At 40.0% G+C, this 26237-nt stretch carries 24 protein-coding genes and 1 riboswitch; of the genes, 10 read left to right on the top strand and 14 right to left on the bottom strand.

The features are described 5' to 3' along the window. Positions 1-22 precede the first annotated feature (22 nt). The 5 genes from QI30_RS12830 to QI30_RS12810 all read right to left on the bottom strand — a co-directional run bounded on the left by QI30_RS12830 (position 23) and on the right by QI30_RS12810 (position 5532). Positions 23-1309, bottom strand: a complete 1287-nt coding sequence (locus QI30_RS12830) for an Nramp family divalent metal transporter (protein ID WP_126991014.1) — start codon at positions 1307-1309, stop codon at positions 23-25. A gap of 100 nt (positions 1310-1409) precedes the next feature. Next, the gene (locus tag QI30_RS12825; protein ID WP_020188963.1) at positions 1410-2120 is read right to left on the bottom strand and encodes a hypothetical protein; all 711 of its coding nucleotides are present in this window, start codon (positions 2118-2120) and stop codon (positions 1410-1412) included. 273 nt (positions 2121-2393) lie between these two features. Beyond that, positions 2394-3338: a DMT family transporter gene (locus tag QI30_RS12820; RefSeq protein ID WP_126991013.1), complete on the bottom strand. Its 945-nt coding sequence runs from the start codon at positions 3336-3338 to the stop codon at positions 2394-2396. 241 nt (positions 3339-3579) lie between these two features. Next, entirely contained in the window at positions 3580-4806 is a 1227-nt protein-coding gene (gene pepT, locus QI30_RS12815) for a peptidase T (protein WP_126991012.1), read from the bottom strand. 75 nt (positions 4807-4881) lie between these two features. Further along, positions 4882-5532 carry a lysoplasmalogenase family protein gene (locus QI30_RS12810; RefSeq protein ID WP_158621035.1) on the bottom strand — a complete coding sequence of 217 codons (651 nt, stop codon included), beginning with the start codon at positions 5530-5532 and terminating at the stop codon, positions 4882-4884. Between the two features lie 117 nt (positions 5533-5649). Between QI30_RS12810 and QI30_RS12805 the strand changes: the two genes are divergently transcribed. After that, the gene (locus tag QI30_RS12805; protein WP_126991010.1) at positions 5650-7344 is read left to right on the top strand and encodes a hypothetical protein; all 1695 of its coding nucleotides are present in this window, start codon (positions 5650-5652) and stop codon (positions 7342-7344) included. A 147-nt stretch (positions 7345-7491) separates the two neighbouring features. Here the strand turns inward: QI30_RS12805 and nfsA are convergent, their stop codons facing one another. Further along, positions 7492-8229 (bottom strand): oxygen-insensitive NADPH nitroreductase, encoded by a 738-nt coding sequence (nfsA, locus tag QI30_RS12800; RefSeq protein ID WP_020188968.1) that lies wholly within the window; start codon positions 8227-8229, stop codon positions 7492-7494. 131 nt (positions 8230-8360) lie between these two features. Continuing rightward, positions 8361-9836 (bottom strand): SLC13 family permease, encoded by a 1476-nt coding sequence (locus tag QI30_RS12795; RefSeq protein ID WP_029497692.1) that lies wholly within the window; start codon positions 9834-9836, stop codon positions 8361-8363. Positions 9837-10076: 240 nt separating this feature from the next. After that, a riboswitch (SAM riboswitch) is annotated at positions 10077-10182 on the top strand. Positions 10183-10283: 101 nt separating this feature from the next. Here QI30_RS12795 and QI30_RS12790 point away from each other — a divergent pair. Then, the gene (locus QI30_RS12790) at positions 10284-11558 is read left to right on the top strand and encodes an O-acetylhomoserine aminocarboxypropyltransferase/cysteine synthase family protein (protein ID WP_126991009.1); all 1275 of its coding nucleotides are present in this window, start codon (positions 10284-10286) and stop codon (positions 11556-11558) included. Between the two features lie 236 nt (positions 11559-11794). Then, positions 11795-12784, top strand: a complete 990-nt coding sequence (locus QI30_RS12785; RefSeq protein ID WP_020188971.1) for a homoserine dehydrogenase — start codon at positions 11795-11797, stop codon at positions 12782-12784. 54 nt (positions 12785-12838) lie between these two features. Here QI30_RS12785 and QI30_RS12780 read toward each other — a convergent pair whose 3' ends face one another. From QI30_RS12780 to QI30_RS12750, 7 genes are all read right to left on the bottom strand, one after another. After that, positions 12839-13069, bottom strand: coding sequence for a hypothetical protein (locus QI30_RS12780; RefSeq protein ID WP_020188972.1), 231 nt, complete (start codon positions 13067-13069; stop codon positions 12839-12841). Positions 13070-13530: 461 nt separating this feature from the next. Further along, positions 13531-14817, bottom strand: coding sequence for a helix-turn-helix transcriptional regulator (locus QI30_RS12775; RefSeq protein ID WP_126991008.1), 1287 nt, complete (start codon positions 14815-14817; stop codon positions 13531-13533). Positions 14818-14989: 172 nt separating this feature from the next. Further along, complete coding sequence (locus QI30_RS12770) at positions 14990-15619, bottom strand: response regulator transcription factor (RefSeq protein WP_020188975.1); 630 nt, start codon at positions 15617-15619, stop codon at positions 14990-14992. Continuing rightward, entirely contained in the window at positions 15616-16638 is a 1023-nt protein-coding gene (locus QI30_RS12765) for a sensor histidine kinase (protein WP_020188976.1), read from the bottom strand. The genes QI30_RS12770 and QI30_RS12765 overlap by 4 nt, the downstream gene beginning before the upstream one ends. Next, the gene (gene liaF / locus QI30_RS12760; RefSeq protein WP_126991007.1) at positions 16635-17315 is read right to left on the bottom strand and encodes a cell wall-active antibiotics response protein LiaF; all 681 of its coding nucleotides are present in this window, start codon (positions 17313-17315) and stop codon (positions 16635-16637) included. The genes QI30_RS12765 and liaF overlap by 4 nt, the downstream gene beginning before the upstream one ends. An 84-nt stretch (positions 17316-17399) precedes the next feature. After that, the gene (locus QI30_RS12755; protein WP_020188978.1) at positions 17400-18035 is read right to left on the bottom strand and encodes a PspA/IM30 family protein; all 636 of its coding nucleotides are present in this window, start codon (positions 18033-18035) and stop codon (positions 17400-17402) included. A 21-nt stretch (positions 18036-18056) separates the two neighbouring features. Then, entirely contained in the window at positions 18057-18416 is a 360-nt protein-coding gene (locus tag QI30_RS12750) for an ABC transporter permease (protein WP_126991006.1), read from the bottom strand. A 202-nt stretch (positions 18417-18618) separates the two neighbouring features. Between QI30_RS12750 and QI30_RS12745 the strand changes: the two genes are divergently transcribed. The 7 genes from QI30_RS12745 to QI30_RS12715 all read left to right on the top strand — a co-directional run bounded on the left by QI30_RS12745 (position 18619) and on the right by QI30_RS12715 (position 26229). Then, complete coding sequence (locus tag QI30_RS12745; RefSeq protein WP_020188980.1) at positions 18619-19446, top strand: undecaprenyl-diphosphate phosphatase; 828 nt, start codon at positions 18619-18621, stop codon at positions 19444-19446. A gap of 114 nt (positions 19447-19560) precedes the next feature. Further along, positions 19561-20241: a response regulator transcription factor gene (locus QI30_RS12740; protein WP_020188981.1), complete on the top strand. Its 681-nt coding sequence runs from the start codon at positions 19561-19563 to the stop codon at positions 20239-20241. 1 nt (position 20242) lies between these two features. Next, a complete protein-coding gene (locus QI30_RS12735; protein ID WP_126991005.1) occupies positions 20243-21577 on the top strand; it encodes a sensor histidine kinase in 1335 nt (444 codons plus the stop codon). A 10-nt stretch (positions 21578-21587) separates the two neighbouring features. Further along, positions 21588-22088, top strand: coding sequence for a PepSY domain-containing protein (locus tag QI30_RS12730; protein WP_158621034.1), 501 nt, complete (start codon positions 21588-21590; stop codon positions 22086-22088). Between the two features lie 98 nt (positions 22089-22186). After that, positions 22187-22684 (top strand): PepSY domain-containing protein, encoded by a 498-nt coding sequence (locus tag QI30_RS12725; protein WP_126991003.1) that lies wholly within the window; start codon positions 22187-22189, stop codon positions 22682-22684. Between the two features lie 159 nt (positions 22685-22843). Further along, a complete protein-coding gene (locus tag QI30_RS12720) occupies positions 22844-23362 on the top strand; it encodes a PepSY domain-containing protein (protein WP_126991002.1) in 519 nt (172 codons plus the stop codon). 635 nt (positions 23363-23997) lie between these two features. After that, entirely contained in the window at positions 23998-26229 is a 2232-nt protein-coding gene (locus QI30_RS12715) for a ribonucleoside-diphosphate reductase subunit alpha (RefSeq protein ID WP_126991001.1), read from the top strand. Positions 26230-26237 lie beyond the last annotated feature (8 nt).

The raw sequence follows: 26237 nt of genomic DNA, 5'->3' as shown, positions 1-26237 counted from the left end.
CGTTTTTTGCCCCAGTCGTTTTTTAGTTCTCGAAAAAGGTTTGATAAATTAAATATAAATTCAAGCAAACGACCAGTGCTGAAATGGCCCAGCCAAGAATCGTCGTAAGTTTATGATTCACTAGAGTAGGCCCCATGATGCGTTTGTTGCTCGTAAACATAACGAGTGGAATGAGGGCAAAGGCAATCCCGAATGATAAAATGACCTGGCTCCAAACGAGTGCCTTTGTAGCATTAATGCCGAAAATAATAATCGCAAGTGGCGGAATCATCGTAATGGTCCGGCGCACGTACAGGCGAATACTTTTTTGAATAAAGCCTTGCATGACGACGTCACCAGCGAGTGTACCGACAGATGAACTTGCAAGACCAGCGATTAATAAGCCAAGACCAAATGAAATGGCGGCAGTTGGGCCTAAAAGCTCGTGGAATGAATTGTAGGCGACATCTAAGTCTTCGATATGAAGGCCGCGTGTATGGAAGGTGGCAGCGGCAATAATAAGCATTGCCATATTGATAGCACCTGCGACAATCATCGCGAAAATAATATCGATTAATTCAAAGCGGAAAACACGTTTTTTCAGCTCCGGTGTTTCCGCTTTTACACGATGCTGTGTCAGCGATGAATGTAAGTAAATCGCGTGTGGCATCACTGTCGCACCAAGAATCCCTGTAGCAAGTAATAATGAATTGACGCCATCAAAGGCAGGGAATAGGCCACCTACAACGTCACCAACATTTGGATCGGCGATAAATAACTGTACCGCAAATGCGAGCACGACCATAACAACCATTGCTGAAACACCAGCCTCAAAGGCACGTACACCACGGCGCTGTAACTCTAAAATCGCAAATGAGCCAATCGCGGTAATAATGGCCGCTGGAATCATCGGAATGTTAAATAATAAATATAAACCAAGTGCTGCACCGATAAACTCTGCTAAATCAGTCGCCATAATGACCAATTCAGCTTGAATCCATAGCATGATAGAAGTTTTTTTTGAAAAGTTCTCACGCGCTACTTCGGGTAAGTTTTTGCCAGTCGCAATGCCAAGCTTTGCAGAGAGTGATTGAATAAGCACTGCCATCAAATTAGAGATGATAATAACCCATAGTAATAAATAGCCGTATTCAGAACCTGCAGTAATATTCGTTGCAAAGTTACCAGGATCAATATAGGCAACCGCAGCGATAAAAGCAGGTCCGAGGAATGGCAAAATTCTTTTGAATCCTTTGACGTTCCCATTCAATACAGCTTCAGCAGAAGGACGTTTATAAGGATGGAAAAGTGGAATCTTCATTTGAGCCATTGTAGTTTCCTTCTTCCTTTATTTTTTCTTATAGTACAAAAAGTTTCCTTTGGGAAAATTATAGTTACAGTCTACTGCTAATCTTAAAATTTGTAAAGTCCTACTTTAATGGACAAAATCCACATACCATGAGTCCGGGTACATCCTTTGAAAAGCAACACGTTTTACGAACAGGCACATTGATTAGAGAAGATGGATGCACACCATTTGTATAGCGATGCCAGATAGAATGTTCAGAAATACCTTGCCAGACGTCCTCTGCCTCTAAAATATCAACGATTTCACGTGCGGTATCATGCGTTAATGGATTTTGTAGTAGCGTATGAAAATGCCACAGCATATAGCCGAAAATATTTTCCCAAATAAGAAGCGGAGAAATCGCTGTAATGGCGCGCAGTGCTTTGACAACTGGCAGGCATTGCTCATGTAAAATTGTATGAATGGCCTCGTAGCGCTCATCCTCATCGACGAAATCCCAGTCGTCACTATTAGCCGTCATAGAGAGGGAGCGGCGCCCGTATTCTTCGCGTGCAATAAAACCAATAGCCGAAAAATCGCCTTGCCAGACTTCCTCGTAGGCCGTCATCATATAAAATTGCATGGAAATAAACATGCCGTAGCGCTTTGTAAAGTAAGAAAGTGCTACCGTTTCATTTGTGTTATCACTGAAAACTTGAGCCATTCTCAGCAAATCTAATTTGAAATTCTCATTTAGAACGTCTTCTAAAGAGAAAAGTTTTTGTTCCATTTCATCGGGGTAAATACTGTATGAATGCAGTTGTATCAACTGGTCACGCGATAATGCTGACATAGAAAAATCTCCACCTTTATAAAAAATTTAAACTATTTTCTCAAATAGTCTTGACTATTCAATTGAGAAAGATTATCATTATCACATAAAGAAAAACTCCTTCTCTTCAATTGCAACTTTGAGAAGATTCATGATTAGCTACTTTTCTCCAAATCTTAGTTAATCTACGTACTATTCTTAACCCCCCTCAAAAGTTTTGAATAGAACGAACACTCCCGGAACGCTCGGTTTTCGCCAACCATAGCGTTCTTTTTTTGTGCGTAAAAAGGACGCTTAATGGACCTTCTTTTTCAGTAGCATTGTATGATAACTATGAATAAACATGCCAAGAATAATAACGACAAGACCGATAAGTGCCATTGTCGATGGTAGCGCGACATTTAATAAAATCATTTCACCGATAATAACAAAAATAATTTCAGCAGATTGTGTGGCTTCAACCGCCGCGAGCTTTCCTTGGTCACTACGCACCCGATCGGTCGCAATGAAAAATAATACGGTCGCTACAATGCCCGAGCTGATCGCGACAATAAATGAATTGATGACTTGACTCATTGACGGGAACCCGACTGTCATCAGCGCATAAATCGCCATGACTATCCATGCAGGCATCGATGCAATCGTCATGCCGAGAACACGGCTAAAGGTATCAAGACGTCCATCACAAAGGTCCATCATTTTACGATTGCCGAGTGGGTAAGCAAACGCAGCAATGAGGACAGGGATTAATCCAAGCAGTAAATCTTTAGAGCCGACAGAGGAGATGCTCGGAATTTGAATCAAGACGATACCGACTAAAATAATACAGGAAATGCCGAGTGACGTAACGGGAATCTGTTGCCGTACCTTTTGACCAGTTGCTGTATGTATAAAAAACAGTGGTGCGAGTAGCACCCCGGCAACAATCGTAAACTGCCACGTACCAGATACGAGCCAGCCTGGACCATATGCGGCTGCAAATGTGAGCGGTGCATAAAATAAAACGAAGCCTACAAAGCTCCACAGTAACCACTGTATGGGAGCTTTTTTCATTTCAGTCGTCATTGGTTTTACATTATGCTGCATGGCGACGATGATAAATAAAAAGGGTAGCATAAAGAAATAACGTAGCGACGAACTCCAAAGCCAGCTACCACCATCAAGCTCCATCGCATGATTTAAAATGAACGTCACCGCAAAAAATAATGCGGCGAGTACACCAAGAAGAATTTCAAACATCAACATACTCCTTTCATGAATTAACAGTGGATTAGCATTAGTGTACACAAAAATAATCCACATGTATTGTAAATGTCGAAAAATACAGATAATGATGTGCATAAAAATGAGGCTAGGACATACGTCGGAAACAACCGCTTGAGCATAAGAAAAACCGGAATCGCGCTGTGCGGTTCCGGTTTTTCGTTGCGAACGCTAAAAAAGCAACATGACGTGTTTTGTCTCAGCCTCTATTTATATGTTAAGCTTGTGCCTCGTAAAGTTTGATCATTTCAATCATTACTTCCGTTGCTTTAACCATTGTTTCAGCTGACACGTATTCGTATTTACCGTGCATATTTTCGCCGCCAGCGAAAATATTTGGTGTCGGTAAGCCCATATAAGAAAGTTGAGAGCCATCTGTACCACCGCGAATTGGTTTTACGATTGGTGTAATACCTAAGTTTGTCATCGCTTTGTGTGCGATATCAACGATATGTTTTACAGGTTCAATTTTGTCGCCCATATTGTAATATTGGTCACCCATATCAAGTACGACAGCATCAGCACCGTACTCGGCTTTTAACTGCTCAGCGGCTTGTTGTACAAGTGCTTTTTTCGCTTCAAATTGGTCATGGTCGTGGTCACGGATAATATATTCCATTTCCGTTTTTTCGATGGTACCATTGAATTCCATTAAGTGAATGAAGCCATCGCGGCCGTCTGTTAATTCAGGAACCGCATCTTTAGGCATCATTTCTTGGAATTTAATCGCAGCAGTAATTGAGTTTACCATTTTATTTTTAGCTGAACCAGGGTGTACATTTGTACCGAAAGTTGTGACTTTCGCGTACGCTGCATTGAAGCTCTCATATTCTAATTCACCTAGTGGACCACCATCCATTGTATAAGCGAAATCCGCATTAAAGCGTTTGACGTCAAATTTATGTGGGCCACGACCGATTTCCTCATCTGGTGTGAAGCCAACGCGTAGCTCGCCATGTTTGATTTCTGGATGTTGAATTAAATATTCCATTGCTGTCATAATTTCAACGATACCGGCTTTATCATCTGCGCCAAGTAATGTTGTACCGTCTGTTGTGATGAGTGTTTGACCAACATAACCTGCAAGCTCAGGTGACATAGAAGGTGATAGTACGACGTCGTCATTTAATTGTAAATCGCCGCCGTCATAGTTGTCCCAGCGCTTTGGATTCACGTTTGTGCCAGTGAAATCTGTTGCAGTATCAACATGTGCTAAGAAACCGATTGTTGGGATTTCTTTGTCTGTGTTTGCTGGTAGTGTCGCAAATAGGTAACCATATTCATCTACAGTTACATCTTGCATGCCAATTTCTTTTAGCTCTGCTTCAAGTAAGTGTAGTAAATCCCATTGTTTTTTCGTTGATGGTGTTGTTTCGCTCTCTGCATTTGATTGCGTATCAACTTTTGCATAGCGCACTAAGCGTTCAATAACTGTTTCTTTCATTCTTAAAAACCCTCCTAATAAATGACGAATGTAGCTTTATGACGTAATTTTACAAAAATAAAGACTATTCTAACGTTATTCTAACACTTTATTTGGCAAACCGAAATAACTTACGATACTTAGGCTAAATAAAAGCGCTGCGCAATAATAAGGCGTCATGATGAGCGCATTTAGGTTACTAAGTGGCGTAATGAAGTTGTTGATGGCAAACAGTAAATTAGCTGTGGCAAAGGACAGTGTTGCGGTAATGATCATCCATTGACGTGTGTGGAAAGAGGCCCAAAGCATCGTTAATGTAATCGCAATGTAGAGGCTAATAACTAGACTAAGCATATAGAGGTGATCTTTCATGATGTTGCCAACGACCCAACCGATAATAATCGCTGCAACCATCACAAGTGCGATGAGCAGGGATTTATGTGGCGTTTTCCATGGCATCGTGAAAAATGCTCGAAGAAAGTATAGTTGACCTGCGGCGAAAAACATTAAGCTAAACACTAAGTATGGCAGTGTCGCCGTCCCGCAAGTAATCAAAATTAGCGCTACAATAACCGAACGTGAGTAGCTCTCCTGTCGTAGATCATGGAAGCGGTATGCAAGAAGAATGATGAAGAGCATCGGAATAACCTTGAAAATTTGCTTGATGAAATATGCTTCATCAAGCGGCATAAAATGTACAGCATACATTGCCGATGCAATTGCGCCAATGATATAGAAGGTTTTCATAAACATTCCTCCATTCAAAAGCGAATTAGTTGTTTTATTCCCGAAATACCTCTAAAATGAAACTTTTTACATACATATTCCGTATAAAAAGTATCGAGATTTGGGAGGGAACTAAAAATGATTATGACGTTTGTTATTGCAGCAATTTTTGCGGCGATATCCGCCATTTTAATCGTACCTTTGACGGGCAAAACAAAGGAAGGCGATTTTAAATGGGGCTTTAAGGCAGCGTTTTTCGGCGGGGTCTTTGTCCTCGCGTTTATCGTGTTCGGACTTATTTTCTACATTACAAAGATTGACCAAAACTGGACAGCACTATGGCCAGCATTTTTCATTCTAGCAATTATCGGTAGTGCATTTTCTGCTGGTCTGGAGCAAAAGGTGAAGTTGGTCGTTGGGGTAGCGAGTGTATTATTTGCAGGCTATATGCTACTTGCGCCCATGCTAAATGCGAATGATAAATATGACTCAGCAAAAATGGCGACGAAAACAGAGCTAAAAGCATTCGATGAAACGAAAACGCCAGCGAGTGTGCCACCAAAATATGCACGTAATAAGATGAAAAAGGCCTTTAGTCAAGTGCCGAATACAAGTTATTATGAGCTAGGCAATTTACAAATTCAAAAGGTAAACGGTGAGTTTGTCTATATTGCGCCAGTCGAGTTCTCAGATTTCTGGAAATGGTTTAAAGGGAATACATCACCAGGTTACTTTATGGTGAGTGCTACGGATTCATCAGCTAATCCGAAATTCGTCAAATCAGAAATGAAGTATGCAGAGTCTGCGTACTTAAATAACAATGTCGAGCGTTATATGCGTCTGCATAATCCAACGAAAATTTTCAACGGCGATGTTCAACTTGAAGTCGATGATGACGGTAAGCCGTACTATATCCGCACATATGGTGAATTTATCTCGGCACGTAACGGCTTTGCGCCAAAAGGGATTGTTATGGTAGATGCGGCGTCAGGGAATATTAAAACGTATGCACTAAAAGATGTACCAGCATTTATTGACGGCGCGGTGTCACCAGAAGCGGTGAGCCTACAAAATAGCTACTTCGGTAAATATGTACATGGTTATTTCAATACGATTTTCGGTAAACGTGACATCAAGCTTCCTTCAGATGAAGGGACAGAAGCAAATGTAAGTCCTGTATTTGATGAAAAAGGGGATATGTATTATTTCACTGATTTCACAAGTCCAAAAGAGGGCGTGGACTCAATGCTTGGCTATTCATTAACGAATGCACGTACAGGCGAGGGCACGTATTATACAGGGAATAAAAACGAAGCGTATATGGATTCAGAAGGTGCGCTTCAAGTAGTTGAGAAGAAATTCGTTGAGAAGAAATGGGAGGGCTCAATGCCGCTTCTGTATAATTTCTACGGTGAGGCAAGCTGGTTAGTACCGGTGCTTGATTCAAATGGCTTCTTACAAAACTACTACATCGTGTCAGCAGCAAATCCTGAGATTGCCGTAACAGGTGCTACACCAAATGAAGCACTGCGTCAGTATAAAACGGTGCTAAGTCGTACGGGAGCATCAAGTACGGTAAACGGTAGCTCATCACAGGAAGAAAAAACAACGACTGGTAAAGTGGTGCGTGTCTATAAGGAGCAAAATGGTGACTTCACAAATGTTTCCTTCTTATTAGACAATGGCGATAATTATATCGTGTCAACGGAAGTTGCACCGCTTGCAGTTTATTTACAGGAAAAAGACAAGGTAGAAGTAACATATATTAATTCTACAGATGTCTTCCTACCAGTAAAAGAATTAAAAGTGGATGGCTTACTAGAAAAAGAATAAGCAAAAAAGAGGCTTTGACATACGTGTAGCAACCTCTTATATAAGCATAAAAAAACCGGAATCGCGCTGTGGCGCGGTTCCGGTTTTTCATTGCGAACGCAAAAAAAGGAAGAGACGTGTTTTGTCCGAGTCTCTTTTTTAATGCGCTTATTTCCACGTAAAGCCTTTTGAAGCTAAGAAATCCTTCATATGTGGACGCTGTTGTTTCACTAAGTAATCTGCCATTTGACGTGTCCAGTTTTCATTCTTTTGATTGGCATTACGGTTTAAGTAATAGTTATTTAAGTCTTCATCATATTGAGATAAAAGCGCATCATACTTTTCAACATCATAGCCATTTTCGTGGACGATAGCATCGATTGGTAGACGTGGTTTTGAATCATTTGTTTTTGTCGGTGTACCAAGTGTCATCGCAAACATTGGGAACACGTACTCAGGCAGGTTAAATAGCTCGCTAATTTCTGCGGCTCCTGTACGTGCACCACCGATATAGCAAATGCCATAGCCTTCTGATTCAGCGGCTACAACGAAGTTTTGTGCGAATAAGCCAACATCATTGACACCAACTAAAATATTTTCGGCCGTATCTGCCGTAATATCGACACCGTATTTTTGACCAGCGATTTGTAGGCGCTTGAAGTCGACGCAAAATAAGAGTGAGGCGCCAGCAGTTTTAAATTGGAAGTCATTTTTTGAAAGCTCGCCGAGTTTTTGTTTTTTCTCTTCATCGGTCACATAGATGACGCTATAGGCTTGGACGAAATGAGAAGTGGCTGCCATTTGAGCGGTCTCTAACATTTCATATACTTTTTCTTTCGGAATTTCTTCGCCTGTATATTTACGCACCGATGTGTGATTGCGTAATTGCTGTTGTACATCATTCATTAAAAAAGCCCCCTATATGTAAGTTTGTAAATCCAGTTTAACTATAACGGATTTTGCCATTTAGTGGCTACCAAAAGCGCTTTGAATTTATGAAAAAAGAGCGCTCATTTTTGAACGCTCTGTTAGTCGGTTTATAATAAGCCAAGCCATTTCCAGTAGGTTGCGCTGAATAATAATATGAGTAAATAACCGGCAATTGTAAGTGGAATCCCTGATTTTAAGAAATCTTTGACTGTAAAGGCGCCTGTACCATAGGCTAGCATATTTTGCGGGGCACTTACTGGTAACAGGAAACCAAAGCTAATAACAAATTGTTGAATTAAGACAAAGCCGATAGCATCTGCAGGGAGTTGAATCGTTGTTGTGAGTGCGATTAAAATTGGAATGAGCGCAGACGATAAGCTCGTTGCACTCGCAAAGCCTAAGTGAATCAAAATATTAAAGGCACTTACTAGCGCAATTGTTGAAAGAATTGGCATATGTTCAAGGCCAAGTGAACCAAATACAGTGGAAGATAACCACTGAGCTCCCTGTGTATCAAGCAGTACAGTACCAAGTGCGATACCGACTGCAAAAACAATAATTGTACCCCATGGAATAAGTGCTTCAACAGACTTCCAGGATTCGAAGACACCGATTTTTGGTGTTAATAATAATGCAATCGCAAAAATTGTGACTGTTGTTGTATCGAATTGATGAAGGCGACCTTCTGTTGACCAGAAAAATAACAGTAGTAGTGAAATGACAATTAGGCGAATTTCAGTAGCTTTTAATTTACCTAATTCATCGAGCTGCTGTCTAATAACATCCTTGCCGCCTTCAATGACATTTGTTTCAGGTTTGATAAGCTTGATCATCACGAAAAATAAAATAACGGACATAATGAGTGAGAACGGAGCGGCATAAAGGAACCATTGACTCCATGACACATCAACATTAAATTCTTTATTAATAAAGCTGAGTGCAACCATGTTTTGTGCGGCAGCGGTTTTAATACCGACATTCCAGATGGATACGGATTGGACGGCTGTAATAACGAGTAATGCGGCAAGTCTACTATTTTTAGCAAGTCCAAATGCAGCAACCATTCCGAGTAAAATAGGTACAACAGCGCCAGCTCGTGCGGTAGCACTTGGCACGAAAAATGCTAAAATAATTGATACTAAAATGGCGCCAAAAACAATGTTTTTTGTTTTAGTACCAACAATATTTAAAATCCATAATGCTAAGCGTTTATGCAGGTTTGTCGCTTGCATCGCTGCTGCTAAAAACAGTGCAGCGGCAACGAGGGCAACAGCAGAATTAGAGAAGCCTCCTAAAATCATTTTTAAGGCACCAGCAGTTGTATACGTAGCAGAAGGGTCTTCAATTGTTGGCGCAAAGCCAAGTGAAATTGCTGTAATCGCAATAATCATTGCGGCGCTAACTGGATAGGATACAGCCTCTGTCACCCATAAAATAACGGCAAATGCGAGGATGGCAAGACTGCGTTGACCAGCAATTGGGACATCGCCGTTATTCGGAAGAAATGTAATGATAATGAGAGCAAGAAACGCTAAAGCAATCCATAATCCTTTTAAATTCTTTTTCTCTTTTTTTTCAGACATAGCATATAACACCTTCCTTTTACTTACAATTATAGGCTGTTTAAGGGATGTAATTTTGTGCAAAAGTTAAAACTTTCGTAACAGCAATCGTTAACGAGCGAAAGAAGTGTGTTTTTAGCGGATGTGTGCATATATTTCTTATAAAGACAGTAAATTTTAAAAAATTAGAAAATTCTGTTGACGCGTATGTGTAAGTTCGTTATACTGATGTACAATCAGATGGAACAAAAAAATCATATACCTTTATCAAGAGTGGCGGAGGGAATAGGCCCTGCGATGCCCGGCAACCAGTATTTTTACTACGGTGCTAAATCCTACAGATTGAATCGGATCTGAAAGATAAGGGGAGGACTATTGCTTATACAACCCTCTTCTTATGAAGAAGGGTTTTTTATTTTTCCTTCTTTCTCCCGATGTTCCATCGAAAAATTTTAGGAGGAAATGAATATGACAGAATTTCAAAAAGAAACAATCGCAATCCATGGTGGCCAAACGCCAGATCCAGAAACAGGTGCTATCGCAGTACCGATTTATCGTACAACGGCCTATAAGTTTAATGACTCTGAACATGCGCGTAAGTTATTCGCATTAGAGGAGCCGGGGAATATTTATTCTCGTATTATGAATCCAACAGTCGATGTATTTGAAAAGCGTGTCGCACTTCTTGAAGGTGGCACAGCAGCAGTAGCGCTATCATCAGGCATGGCGGCCATTGCGTTCTCGATTTTAAATATTGCGCGTGCGGGGGACCATATCGTTGCAGCTAATAGTCTATATGGTGGTACATATAATTTATTTGCCAACACACTGCCTCGCTACGGCATTACAGCGACCTTTGTAGATGAGCGTCATCCAGCTGAGTTTGAAGCGGCGATTCAGGAAAATACAAAAGCGATTTACGCTGAAACAATTGGGAATCCAAGTCTTACCATTGCTGATTTAGAAGCATTAGCAGACATTGCACATAAACATGATATTCCATTAATTATTGATAATACATTCGCATCACCAATCGGTTCAAATCCAATCGAATTCGGTGCAGACGTAGTTATTCACTCTGCGACAAAATGGATTGGTGGCCATGGTACAACGATTGGTGGCGTTGTTGTCGACGCGGGTAAATTTGATTGGACGCGTGGTAAATTCCCAGATTATACAGAGCCAGATGCTTCATATCATGGGATTCGTTATGGTATTGATGCAGCGAGTGCCGCCTTTGCGACGCGCCTTCGTGTCATTTTATTACGTGATTTCGGTCCGACATTAAGTGCAGATGCTGCATTCAACTTTATTCAAGGTTTAGAGACGATTCATTTACGTGTACCTCGTCACAATGAAAATGCCGCAAAAGTTGCTGCATTTTTAGACGAGCATGACAAAGTAGAATGGGTTCGCTACAACGGTCTTGAAACGAGTGAAAATGCTGCACTTGCAAAAAAATATTTAAAAAATGGTGCCGGCTCCGTATTAACATTCGGTATTAAAGGGGGACGCGAGGCAGGGCGTCAGTTAATCGATACAGTTGAATTATTCTCACATGTCGCAAATGTTGGCGATGCGCGTTCACTAATTATCCACCCCGCATCGACAACACATCAGCAACTAAGCGCAGAAGAATTAATTGCTTCAGGCGTGCCTGAGGAACTTGTGCGTTTATCGATCGGTTTAGAAAACGCCGATGACATTATTGCAGCGCTTGAAAAAGCATTCGCAAGTATTTAAAAAATCAACTCGGCTCATTCGCCACCAACAGAAAAAATGGCTAACTCATTCGTTTGTCCATTGAACACTTTGTGACCGCCTAGAGGAGACAATTGTCCATCGAAGAAAGAATTTTCTTGAAATTATGCACCTTATCGTCTAAACTAAGTATAATTGTTTCTAATGAAGGAACATTTGTACTCTCGGTAAGTACAAAAAGAGCGTTTAGAAGAAAAAGCATTTGGAGGCGAACAAATATGACATCAGTCAAGGCAGCAATCTTAGGTTTCGGTACGGTTGGACAAGGCATTTACAACATCGTTCATGAACGTCGTGAGCATTTCAAACAAACGTTAGGCGTAGAAATTGAAGTCGCAAAAATTTTAGTGCGTGACGCATCAAAAGTACGTGAAGGTATTGATTCTTCACTATTTACAGAGTCATTTGACGATATTTTAGCGATTCCAGATTTAGAGGTCGTGTTTGAAGGTATTGTAGGTGAGGACCCAGCGTATGGTTACTTAGATCAAGCGATTGAAAAGGGATGTCACGTTATCACAGCGAATAAAGTGATGTTTGCTCGATACGGTCAAGAACTACAATTAAAGGCCAAGAAAAAAGGTGTACAAGTAGGCTACGAGGCAACGACGGCGGGCGGCGTGCCTGTTATTAAAACGATGCAAAACCTACTACGCGTCAATGAAGTAAAACAAGTGCAAGGCATTTTAAATGGCACGTCAAACTATATCCTAACGCAAATGCGCGCAGAGGAATTACCGTTTGATGTCGCGCTAAAGGCCGCACAAGATTTAGGCTATGCGGAAGCTGATCCACATAATGACGTGTCGGGTGAGGATGCATTCCGTAAGCTCATGATTCTTTGTGCACTAGCATTTGGTGAGCAACCTGATTGGAATAAAGTAGAGGTTGTAGGTATTGATGGTATTTCATCTGAACAGGTAGAAGAGGCAAAAGCACAAGGATTACGCTATCGCCACGTAGCAGATGCGTATCGCGACGAGGCAACGGGTGAAATTATTGCTAAAGTAGGCCCACAGCTTGTTGGAGCGGATCATCCGCTATATGCGATTGATGACGTCAACAATGCGGTAACCCTTGATACAAACTATATTGGCACATTAACAATGGTTGGACCGGGTGCAGGTATGTATCCAACAGCTAGTGTCATGATGGAAGATTATGCAGATATGTTAGCGAAGCCTGAAAAAGCAGTATCTTTAGCTTAATACAATAAAAAAGCGTGTGAGAGGGTTTGTCGAATTACCATCTCACATGCTTTTTTAATCTTCATCTTTAATATCAATGTCCTCTGGAATCGGCGTTGCCTTCCAAATGTCGATTTCATGTTTTAATTGTTCAAGTTGTTCAAAATACGTCGTGAATTGTTGGCTATTAATTAAAAATTGTTCGCCATCATAAACAGAACGAATACGACCATGCAGCACATAGCGCATGACTTGTGATTCTGACATATGAATATCTTTTGCCGTTTGTGCTACGGTTTTGTACATATGTGTGCACCTTCTTTTCTATGAGCCATTATAACGAAAAATGAAAAGGCTTGCATTAGATCTTTTATAACGTGTTTTTTACAAATGACAATGGATTTAATGTTAACGTAAGCGTTTTGTCATATAACTGAAATTTTAATCCCGTATACTAGCAGTAAGTAAAAAACGTACGGGAGGGTCCGCTATTCATGTCTATTAAATCACCGACAAAAGGTGCTTTAGTTGGTTCTGTATTTTCGCTAGTTTTGGCTGGTTTCAGTATGCTGTTTTGTTCGCAACAACTATTTAATTTTACGTCACTACAACACGTTACAAACTTTGTGATGAACTTAATTCCATAAGTAGAACGATAAAGCGCTATTTTCAGTGGATAGAAATAGCGGTCCGAATAAATGAGTAATGTGCTTTACTCAATTGAAAAAAACGACGCTGTGTGTTGATCGCAGTGTCGTTTTTTTTTGTTATAGGTCTTGCCAAGCTTTGATAGCACGTACAGAAAAACTAGCCTCATTTGCTAAATGATAATAGCTAACAGCTTTTTTATAGTTTTCTAATGCTTCATACTTTTCAGCTAATACAAGCGCATATTTCTGAACGTTGCGATCGTCCTTGATGGCACTAAAATGCTGAATCGCGTTTTCTAAGCAATACGGTTTAAAATCATCCAGGTCATGAAGCATTGGATAAATATGAAAATGAAAGTGGTAGCTGCGCGCTTCATCTTCTAACCCATGTTTATTAATTAACGCAAGGCCATAATTACACCATTTTGTAATTTGTTCGGTTTGATTAACCTTTGAATATTCTTTTACTAGGGAATGAATTGTAATCAATTGCTTCATTGGGTCCTTTTTGTTTTTTAAGCTTTGGCGATAATAGTGAATTGCACGCTTAGACTCTTGCATACGAGCATATGTGTAGCCGATATTTTGCAGTAACTGACCATAATGATGTTTTTTCGCGAGCTGCACAGCGTAGTCATAGCCGGTATTTAAAAATTTTAAGGCGTATTCATAGTTGCCGAATTGTAGATTGATTAAGCCCAGAAAATTATAGGTCTTTAAAATCTGCTCATGCGCATGATTATTTAAGAAAATATCGAGCGCTTTTCGTGTACGAGAAAAGGCATTACCATGTTCGTACTGACGAAAATGAATTTGCCCTTCAAGTACTAGTAATGTGGCGTACTCTATTTCTTCAATCGTGTTTATATTCATCACTTTAAAGGCTTTAAAAACAGCTGATTTTGCTTCTTCAAATTTATTTTGCTTAAATAGAAACTTAGCATAAATCGCATGGTATAAAAAATTTTGATACGGTGTGAAGTTGTCTTTAATTGCTAAAAGTCCATTAACGAGAGGCTGCACATTCTCGAGAGGCTCTTCTGCAATAATTGAAAAATAACATAAATATAAATTTGTTGTATAAAAGTTTTGTGGATTTTTTAACGAAATTGGTGTGCTATAAAATGTATTGTACGCAATACGTGCATGTTCTTTTGTTTGAATCGATAAAACAGCATGATAAGCTGTTTGAATATGATGCATAAAGGTCTGTTCATCTATTTCAAATAAGGAATCTTGAATATCAAGGCGTTTAAATAAAGCATTCTTGATTTCTTGTTTTGGAACGACATGATTTTTTTCGATTTTACTAAGATAGGAAGTAGAACAAATCCCTTTTGCAAGCTGTTGTTGTGTCATATGGCGTTTGAGTCGTTGCAATTTGATTTTTTGCCCGATGTTCAAATGAAAACCCTTTCTATTTAAATTAGGATGTCCTTATAATAGCGAAAAATGGCGGTTTTTACTATTCGAAAAACTCATTTTTACAAAAAAACATCCTGTAAAAAATAGGATACGACTTTTTAGAGAAAATTAGGGTGCTGAAAAATAAAAAAGCAGCCACAGGAGCAGCTACTTAATTCACTAAATGATGTGAGAATGCATACACAACGGCTTGTGTACGGTCTTGCACCTCGAGTTTAGAGAGGATATTACTAACATGGGTTTTAACTGTTTTTAAGGCGATGAAGAGTTCATCGGCGATTTCCTGATTTGTCATACCACGCGCCATTAATAACAGCACCTCAGATTCACGCTCTGTTAAATCTTCATGTAGTTCACGCTCAGGCTGACGCATACGCTGCATCATTTTCGTTGTAACTTCCGGCTCTAATACCGACGTGCCATCAAATGTTTTTCGAATAGCGTCTGCGATACTTTTCGCGTTGGTCGTTTTTAAGATATAACTAATCGCACCTGCTTCAAGTGCAGGGTATACTTTATCATCATCTAAAAAGCTTGTGACGACCATAATTTTCGCATCGGGCCATTGCTTAATAATTTCAGCCGTTGCCTCGGCGCCCGTCATAATGGGCATCACCATATCCATTAAAATAATATCAGGGCGAGTTTCGAGCGCCTTTTCAACAGCTTGCTTTCCATTTTCTGCCTCAGCGACAACTTCCATATCTGGCTGTGCTTGTAAGTAAGCGGACACGCCAATACGGACCATTTCATGATCATCGGCTAATAATACACGAATCATGTCGTTTCCTCCTGTTCGGTTGGGATTTGAACTTCGATAATCGTGCCTTGATTAGGGACAGAGACGATTTTACATGTCCCGCCAATTTCGATGGTGCGCTCCTCGATATTACGTAAGCCGTACGAGCCACCATGTGTGTCATCATCTAATTCAAAGCCGACACCATTATCTTGCACGCGTAAAATGACGCGTTTATTGCGTTCGACTAATAATAAATCAACCTCGCTTGCTTTTGAGTGTCGTAGTGTATTCGATAACGTTTCTTGCGCGATACGAAAGACATGGTCCTCAGCACCTTTTGGTAATGTTACTTCCTCGATGCGTTCATGAATCGTGAACAGTACCTTTTGACGTAATTCCATTAATAAATCGTTCATGCCCTCTGCAAGTGTTTTTCCTTTTAAGGCAGCAGGGCGTAAATGGAGCAGTAGGGCACGCATTTCGAGCTGTGCCTGCTGCACGATTTTTTCCGTTTGCTGTAGCTGCTTTGCAGAGGTTTCGTTTACATCAATGGTTTCATTAATTGCTGATAACAGCATCGAAGCGGCGAATAACTGCTGGGATACGGAGTCATGTAATTCACGTGCGAGGCGCTGACGTTCTTGAATAACTTGTTCCTCAATCATCGCTTCCTTCGCTTTCGCATCGTCATTAATTAAGCGTTGTAGACTTTTTTTCTGTGTCTGAATTAATTCTGCAAGCTCCGCAATTTGTGCGGTTTGTTTGCGTGGTAATACACGTTTTTTCGGTAGTGCCGCGCTATTTCTTAGTAGCTGATCTAGCATTTGCCCATACGTGTAATCACGCTGCTGCGTGAGTGAAATCGACCAGAATGAAATAAATAAGCTAAGGGCACTAAAGATGATGGCTAGCCATACAGCATACGATAGTTCTAAATATTTCTTTTCGAGTAAAATAAGGAATCCTTGTGGCGTATGCCAAAAGAAAAAGCCAATGAGTACAAAGGTTACTGTAAATAATAGAAGAAACGCGATAAAGCGCATAATGAGTTTTGTCATTTTCGTACAACCTCCAAGTCGCCAAGGAATGTTGAAACGGTAATAATTAATTGCTGCGGTGTATCGATTTTAGCCCCGTCTTGTAGCATAATCGATTCATTAAATAATCGATTGTATTGATTGTCAAAGGCATGAACTTCACCAAATAATGTGTTGAAATGAATGCGTACAGGAATTTCATACGGCACGTAGACGGTTGTTTTACCAAAGCCTTGGCGCACATTAATAAGTGACGTATCTTTCGGTAAAATCGTAGAAGTCGTATCAATAATAATATCGCCTGCCGCATTTTGAATGTGCACATCACGCCATTCATATGATTCCATTGTATTCATTGAATCAAATGCGATAACAGGATTACTCTGCGTATTTGCCGCGCCTTTATAGCTTGAAAAATCAAACTCTACTGGCTCTTTACGCATCATTTTAAAGATGACATATCCTAAAATGGCGAGGACGATAAGACGCATGCTCCACATGGATATAAGTACGAGCACAATAATACCGGCGCTAATCCAAAAAATCGTGCGTTTCTTTTTCTTCATCGCAAAAATCACGCCAAGTACGCCAAAGAATGCGAAGAAAATATTGCCATTCCCAAATAAAAATCCTTCTACAAACATCAGCATGAGTGCAACAAGAAAGAAAATCGTAAATGTATTTGTGCGCTGTGTCATCGTAAGGTCCCCTCCTTTTTTATGTATAGTAGAAAGCAGAAAAACGCGCAATTGCGCGACTTCCTGCTTTCAAGTGTATAATATTTATTCGCCTTTTTCCAATGTTGGTAATTGTTTTGGTGCTTCATGTTGAAGGGCATTTAGGCGCGCTTCTAATGAGCTTGTTGGATCGACTACCTGTGTAGGTGATTGTAAGTTGTCGATGTAGTAACGCATGTCATCTACTGTTGACACATGTTTCTGTGTTTCAGGATTTAACATCGCGTCCATATGGTAATTTGCGCGGACATTATTTTCATACCCCATTAACTGAAGCTGACGAATTTTCATATCCTCGATTTTATGCTTCATTTGCTCATGTTTTTGTTCAAGCGCAATCAATTCATTTGTTGTGTTGTGGATTGATTGAGACAGTAATTGCACACGGCTTGTGTAGACAGCTTGCTCTGTTTCTGCGAATACGATTAAGTCTTGTTCACCAGCTTGTTTTGCTAGTTGTAGTTGTTCTTCACGCTTTGCTAAGATTTCCTGTGCCTTTGTAAGTTGGGCTTCTAAATGCTGCTTAAGTGATACTTGGCGTTCTAAATATTTTTTCGTATCATTCGTTTGTGCTTCTGCTTCGTTAATATATTGATTCAAACGCGCTAATGGATTTTCAGGTGATGCTTCAACTTTGAAATCCGACTCAATCGCGTATTTTAAACGTTGTAATAAATTCATTGTGAGTCCCCCTCATAATCATTATTTTGTTAAGTTGTTCCATTCTTTTTCAAAGTTTTGGAATGGGTCATTTGCGTTTGTTTTTGTGGCTTTTGGTGCTGATTTTTTGCTACCCCAATCGCCTTTTTTATAGACGTAGACAAGTAATGCGATAGCGACTAAGCCAAGTAATCCTGGGAAGTTTGCGATAGTTGATAATGCACCAGCAATGGCTACTAGAGCCCATACGACTTTTGAGAAAGTAGTATCTGATTTAATATAGAAGTGAATTCCTGCGTAAGCGATGGCTGCTGAAAACAAGAGTCCTCCAAGCGGGCCAAGCATTCCTAAAATTGTGATCCCGGCAATGATTCCGAGAAGAGCTAAACCAAATTTTTTCATGTTCATGTGCCTCCTTCGTTATTTGTATCTTTATCATACGTGGATTTCTATTGTTTCTTAACAGTCTACAAATGGATTTTCATCTAGGTCTAGAGGCTGAGTTTGGCTAAGACAGGTGTTTTTTTACATAATCGTAAAAGAAATCTGCTATGAAGTTGTGTTATGATAATCCCACATTCTATGGATAGAAAAAGGAGACATTATGGAGTTTATTGAATTTTTAAAAGCGCTCATCCTTGGCTTCGTTGAAGGGATGACAGAGTTTGCGCCTGTATCATCTACAGGGCATATGATTATTGTGGATGATATGTGGTTAAAAACGAGTGAGTTTTTAGGAGACTCATCTGCCAACACATTTAAAATTGTCATTCAGCTCGGCTCGATTTTGGCTGTTGTTGTCGTGATGTGGAAACGTATCTTAAGTTTGATTGGCTTGTATCATATTGAAGGACAAACCAAATCCAATCATTTCAATTTGATTCACGTCTTAATCGGGATTATTCCTGCAGGCGTTTTAGGTTTATTATTCGAAGATTTCATCGATGAGCATTTGTTTAGCATCGAAACGGTTATCATTGGCTTACTTGTCGGTGCATTTTTAATGATTGCAGCGGATAAGCTAGGACCGAAAGTGCCACGCATTACATCACTGGACCAGCTGAGCTATAAAAATGCCTTCTTTATTGGTCTTGTACAATGTCTATCATTATGGCCAGGCTTTTCACGTTCAGGTTCAACGATTTCTGGTGGTGTACTATTTGGCTTAAATCACAAAACAGCCGCAGACTTCACTTTTATTATGGCGGTGCCAATTATGGCGGGTGCGAGTGGTCTATCACTTATCAAGCACTGGAACGAAATTAATCCAGCTGATATGGGCTTTTATGCAGTCGGTTTTATTAGTGCCTTCATATTTGCGTTATTATCAATCAAATTCTTCCTGAAATTGATTGACCGCGTTAAACTTGTGCCGTTTGCCATCTACCGTATTGTGGTGGCGATTATTTTAGCGATTATTGTTTTCTTATAATAGAAGAAACTACAAAGAGGTTCGGATGTCCGAACCTCTTTTTTATGCTTTTTCTCATCGTGTTCTAAGAAATACCTGTTAAAATGAAGAAAAAACACAAGGGGTCGTGAGTCGATGGGTGAGCGTATTTTAATTATTGAGGACGAACAAAAAATTGCACGTGTACTTGAGCTAGAGCTTCAATTTGAAGGCTATGAAACGGGTGTCGCACATACAGGAACGGATGGCTTAATTTTGTATCGCGAGCAGTCATGGGATTTAATTTTATTAGATATTATGCTGCCAGAGATGAATGGCCTAGATGTATTAAAGCGTATTCGGGCAACGGAATATGACACGCCGGTGTTACTATTGACCGCAAAGGATGCAGTGAGCGATAAAGTGGCAGGGCTTGACCTCGGTGCTAACGATTATATTACAAAGCCCTTTGAAATGGAGGAGCTCCTTGCGAGAATTCGTGTGACGTTACGTTTCCGTAAAAAGGAGGCGCTTGAAGAAGCCGACCCGTATTTATTCACGGCAGGCCAGTTGCGTCTACATACACAAATGCGTGAGGTGACGTGGCAAGGGGAGCCAGTTGAGCTGACAAAGCGTGAATTTGAACTACTAGCCTATTTTATTGCACATCCGAAGCAGGTTTTAACGCGTGAGCAAATTTTAGATGCGGTATGGGGCTATGATTATTACGGGGATACGAATGTGGTCGATGTCTATGTGCGTTATTTACGCCAGAAACTAGAATCCCAACTAATTCAGACCGTACGTGGTGTCGGCTATGTATTGAAGGAGGGGTAGCTTGAAGCTAAGAACAAAAATTCATACGTATACAACAGCCCTCATGCTACTCATGCTTATTTGTACGGATTTAGCTGTTTACTACGTTTATGAAAAGATGACCTATGACAGCGAGGCATCACATGTAATTAAGCGTGGCGAGGATTTGATTACGCTTTTACAAGGAACGGATAATCGCGATGAGGCGACGGAAATGCTACGGGCATATGTGCCGTCAGATGGTGTCGTATCGATTGTACAGCCAGGTAAAAAAAGCTTAACAGTGCAGACAACCTCTGATTTAGAAGATTTTAAACCTACATTTGAAAAAGGTGCTACCTATGCGATTCATTTGGCGGATGATACGCCGTTTATGAGTACGAGCACACCATTTATTTGGGAGAACGGAGAAATTGCGGAGCTTCAAATGTCACAATCATTAGAGGAGACGGAACGTAATTTATATATGCTGCGACTTGTGTTAACAATTGTGACCGTACTTGCAATGTTGCCAATTTTATTATCGAATATGGCGCTTGCTCGCGTTATTACACAGCCAATTGAGCGTTTGATTCAGACGATGCGCCGAAACAAGCAGGCAGGTGAGTTTGAAACATTACCAATCGCTTCTAAAGGGCGTGATGAACTATATGAAATGGGTCATACATTCAATGGCATGATTGCACAAATTGAAGAGAATTATCGCAAGCAGGAGCAATTTTTATCTAATGCATCGCATGAACTACGCACGCCGCTGACGATTATAGAAAGCTATGCAAGCCTATTAAAACGACGTGGTACAGCGAATGAGGAAATTACACAGGAAGCCATTGAGGCCATTGCTGGCGAATCAAAACGCATGAAGGCGATGATGGAACAAATGCTTGCGCTCGCAAAAAATAATGAGCAATCAATTGTCTTTGAAGACGTTGATATAAAGAAAATGCTTGAAGAGATGGCAGATCAGCTGACGCAAGTATATGGTTCGCGCTATAGCGTAAGCGCGGACGAGGCATCATGCATTACAGATGAGACGAAGCTCAAACAACTCGTATTTATTTTCTTAGATAATGCAAGGCGCTATAGCGAAGGCATGATTGAATTGACGGCGACGCGTGAGCCTACGCATGTGCATATTCAAGTACGTGATTACGGCGAAGGAATTCCGGAAGATAAATTGAAGCAAGTTTTTGAGCGCTTTTATCGTGTGAGCGAGGACCGTAATCGCAAGTCTGGCGGTACAGGACTTGGGCTTGCGATTGCGAAAGAATTAGCAGCGCGATTACATGTGAAGCTTGAAATTGAGAGCACAGTAGGACAAGGAACAACATTACATTGCTATGTGCCATATGAGTAGGAGGGATTGGATGCGTAAAACACTTATGCTAGTTATTTTAGTGTTAGTTGTGGTGAGCGGGAGCGCTTATTTCGTGTGGGCAGAGACCATTAAGCCAGAGCCTTTATCCCATGAGGAGCTAATTGAGCGTATTCAATTAACATATGATGTGAAGCCGAAGTATGTCGCGCAGGAGGATGACCAGGTTATTTTCCGTTTTAAGAAAGATGGCGTGACCTATAACATGACCGTTGATGAGCTTGATGGACATGTGAATAAGCTAGTGAAAATTGCAGGAAGCTATAGCGCCCCTGAAAAAGAACAGACGACACCGACAACAAAAGTACTAACAGATGAAGAGGCAATTGCGATTGCAAACAAAGAGTTAAAAGGAGAAGTAGATGCATTATCGTATCGTAGCACATCAGATGGCGGCTATTATTTAATTGAAATTGATGGCGACGAAGCGGAAGCAGTATTCCAAATTCATGCATTATCGGGTGAAATTTTATCGATTACATGGGATGAATGATTTTCTCATCAAATTCTAATGTTTCTCACCAAGCACTCTCATTTTTAACCTTTATAGTAAAAAGTAGCAAGAGGCACAACAAACTAGGAGGATGAAAAATGAAAAAAATATTCACAACGACTGTTTTAGCAACAACAATTGGATTATCAGGTATTGTCGGCTATGCCGCAGCAGGACAAGGTGATGCAACGCCAACGACTGCATCAGCGAAAAGTGTTAGCTTTGCAGAAGCAAAAAAAATTGCATTGAAAAAAGTGAATGGTAAAATCATCGAAGCAGACCGTGACGCAGATGATGGTGAATATGAGTTTGATATCCGAAAAGGGAATTATGTCTATGAGGTCGAAGTAAAAAAACGTACCGGCAAAGCCTATATCACTGATAAAGACTATGAACCAGTGAAAAAAGCGAACATTTCACGTGCAGAAGCGAAAAAAATTGCGCTGAAAAAAGTACCGAATGCGAAAGTCGTAAAAATCGAATTAGATGATGGCAAATATGAAGTAGAACTTGTAAAAGGAAACTACGAGTATGAGCTAGAAATTAGCGCAAAAACAGGAAAAATTTTAGATTATGAGCGTGACGATCGCGATTAATTGCAACCTTCAAAAACAAGCAAAAAAGCTGTGCCGACGAGGTACGGCTTTTTTTGTGCAATGTATGTCATTTTCTCATGAAACGTTAATGTCGTTCACCAAGTGCTCTCATAGTGAATTTGTATAGTAAAGCTATAGAAAACAAAGGAGTGGATAAAAATGAAAAAAGCATTATTTACAACAGCATTAATTGGGACACTCGGAATATCAGGTATTATTGGCTACGCGGCGACAAATGCAGAGCAGCCTGCAGCAAATACAGAGTCAACGGTCGCAATTTCTAACGACACAGTTACATTAGCAGAGGCGCAAAAGATCGCTTTACAGGAAGTGAAGGGCCAGATGATTAAAAGTGAGCAGGATGATGATGGCTTTGAATTTGATATTCGTGATGGCGATTATGTTTATGAAGTAAAAGTTCAGCAACGTAATGGCGACGTTGTAAAGGTAGAAAAAGATTATGAGCCCCAAGGTGACGTAACGGTGACAGAAGCAGAAGCAAAAGAAATTGCGCTTTTAAAAGTACCAAATGGCGAAATCGTGAAACTCGAATTAGATCATGATGACGGTCAGGCAAATTATGAAGTAGAAATAGTGAAAGATAACTATGAGCATGAAATTGAAATCAATGCGGTAACTGGTAAAATCGTCGAATACGAGCGTGACACAGAAGAGTAATTGTCAGACAACGTAAATTTGTATAATAGCGCGTAAAATCATATATTCCAAAACGGTATATTCCGATATTAATTGAATTTAACCGAACAGCGAGCAGCTGTTCGGTTTTTTCTGTTATCAAAAAAACACCACGAATTCAGGTGTAAATACTTCAAAAGAATAATTTTTCTAAAATGTTTGGAGAAACTATAGGGCTTTAGTGTGCTTTTTAAATAATTAGGTTTTATACCTTGTTGAAACGGTGAAAAATATGATAGATTAAATACTATGAAAAAACCACAATATATTTGTATGTACTTCTCAAGGAGACACAACATATTGTGTTAGCTCGAAAATAGACATATCCTGATTATTTCCCAAATCGGCCGAATATATTAGGGTTTTTTAAAGAGATAGAATACTAAAGCAAATATGGAATGCTTATAGAAATATCATTCCTAGAATAGCTTGATACAAGATATTGTGTTGAAAAGAATATGAAAATCTAAAAACGAAGAGTATAGGAAATAATGATAGACATTATTTTGCTGTAATTTTGCTCGTTTTTTTATTTTGGATTATAAAGAAGGAGGTGAAGTCTGCTACGACACAGGCAATAGAAATTTATGACTGTTAATGCGTAGCAGACGTTGAGAATGGTTCAGATGATGACATATGACAGACAATCAATCTTAGCACAGTTAGAAGAAAAATACGGTCGTGAGGAGTTAAGTCCCTTACTACGTAAACATGAGCGTTTTGAAACAAGACACCCAGATGCAGATGATGCAGAATGGACAAAAGCGCTTAGCTTAGATGCTTTAGGCTTTTTAGACGAACAAGAGCCTTACTGGACATTCATTGCAGCACGTCTCCTTATTATGGAAACTTATAAAGAAGCTGCTGAAAAACGTGGCGTGGCAAATCCTGAAGAAGTATACACTAAATTCCCAGAACATATCGAGAAGTTAGTTGAAAAAGGTTTGTACGAAACATTTTTAGTTGAAAAATATACAGCACAAGAACGCGAGCAATTAGCGGCAATGATCGACCGCCATCGCGATGAAATTTTCACATATATTGGCCTAAAAACATTACTTGATCGTTACGTAACATGCGACTTCGATAAAACGCCTTTAGAGCTTCCTCAAGAGCGTTTTATGATTATCGCGATGACTTTAATGCAAGATGAAACAGAAGACCGTTTAACGAAGATTAACGAAGCCTACTGGGCAATGTCAAACCTATATATGACAACTGCAACACCAACATTATCAAATGCTGGTAAAACACATGGTCAATTATCTTCTTGCTTCATCGACACAGTAGATGACAGCCTACAAGGCATTTACGATTCAAACACAGATGTTGCGACACTTTCTAAATTTGGTGGCGGTATCGGTGTTTACATGGGTAAAGTACGTAGCCGTGGATCATCAATCCGTGGATTCAAAGGCGCTTCATCAGGCGTTATTCCTTGGATTAAACAATTAAACAACACAGCCGTATCGGTAGACCAATTAGGTCAACGCCAAGGTGCAATTGCAGTTTATCTTGATGTATGGCACAAAGATATCATGCCATTCCTAGATTTAAAATTAAACAATGGTGACGAACGTATGCGTGCGCACGATATTTTCACAGGTGTTTGCTTACCAGATATTTTCATGGAAACAGTAGAAGAACGCGGCGAGTGGTATTTATTCGATCCACACGAAGTTCGTACAGTAATGGGCTTTGATTTAGAAGATTACTACGATGAAAAACGTGGCGAAGGTTCATTCCGTGATAAATACATGCAATGTGTAGCGAACCCTGATTTAGATCGTACAACAGTAAATGCGATTGATATTATGAAACGTATTATGCGTTCTCAACTTGAAACAGGCGTACCATTCATGTTCTATCGTGATGAAGTAAACCGTCAAAATGCAAACAATCACCAAGGGATGATTTACTCATCAAACCTTTGCACAGAAATTATGCAAAATATGAGTGCAACAACATATGAATCAACAACACTTGAAGATGGCATCATCGTAACACGTCGTAAAGCAGGCGATTTCGTTGTATGTAACTTATCATCAATCAACCTAGGTCGCGCAGTTCCTGCAGATGTTTTAGAGCGTTTAATTCCAATCCAAGTGCGTATGCTTGATAATGTTATCGAATTAAATACAATTCCAGTAGCACAAGCAGAGCTTACAAACTCTCGCTACCGTGGTATCGGTCTTGGCACATTCGGTTGGCATCACCTAATCGCACAAGAAGGCATTGCTTGGGAAACAGATGAAGCAGTTGAATATGCAGACAAGTTATACGAAAAAATTGCGTACTTAACAATCCAAGCGTCTTCTGAACTTGCAGTAGAAAAAGGTAGCTATCCATACTATGAAGGTTCAGACTGGCAATCAGGTGAATACTTCACAAAACACGGTTACACAAATGATGCTAAATGGGATGCACTAAAAGAAACAGTTGCGAAACAAGGTATGCGTAACGGTTACTTAATGGCTGTAGCACCAAACTCATCAACATCAATCATTGCAGGTTCAACTGCAAGTATCGATCCAATCTTCCAAAAATCTTACTCTGAAGAGAAAAAAGATTACAAGATTCCAGTGACTGTTCCAGATTTAAACGAAAAAACAACTTGGTATTATAAATCAGCTTATTTCATCGATCAAAACTGGACAATCAAACAAAACGCTGCACGTGCACGTCATATTGACCAAGGGATTTCATTAAACCTTTACGTGCAAAATACCGTGAAAGCAAAAGACTTACTTGAGCTTCACATCAATGCTTGGGCTTCAGGCATTAAAACAACTTACTATGTGCGTTCAACATCCGTTGAATTATTAGAATGTGAATCTTGCGCAAGCTAATTTCATTA

Source organism: Candidatus Kurthia intestinigallinarum (assembly GCF_003991225.1).
GTDB classification, from domain to species: Bacteria; Bacillota; Bacilli; order Bacillales_A; family Planococcaceae; genus Kurthia; species Kurthia populi.
The sequence above is the reverse complement of the archived record's forward strand: the minus strand, read 5'-3'. Positions and strand labels throughout refer to the sequence as shown.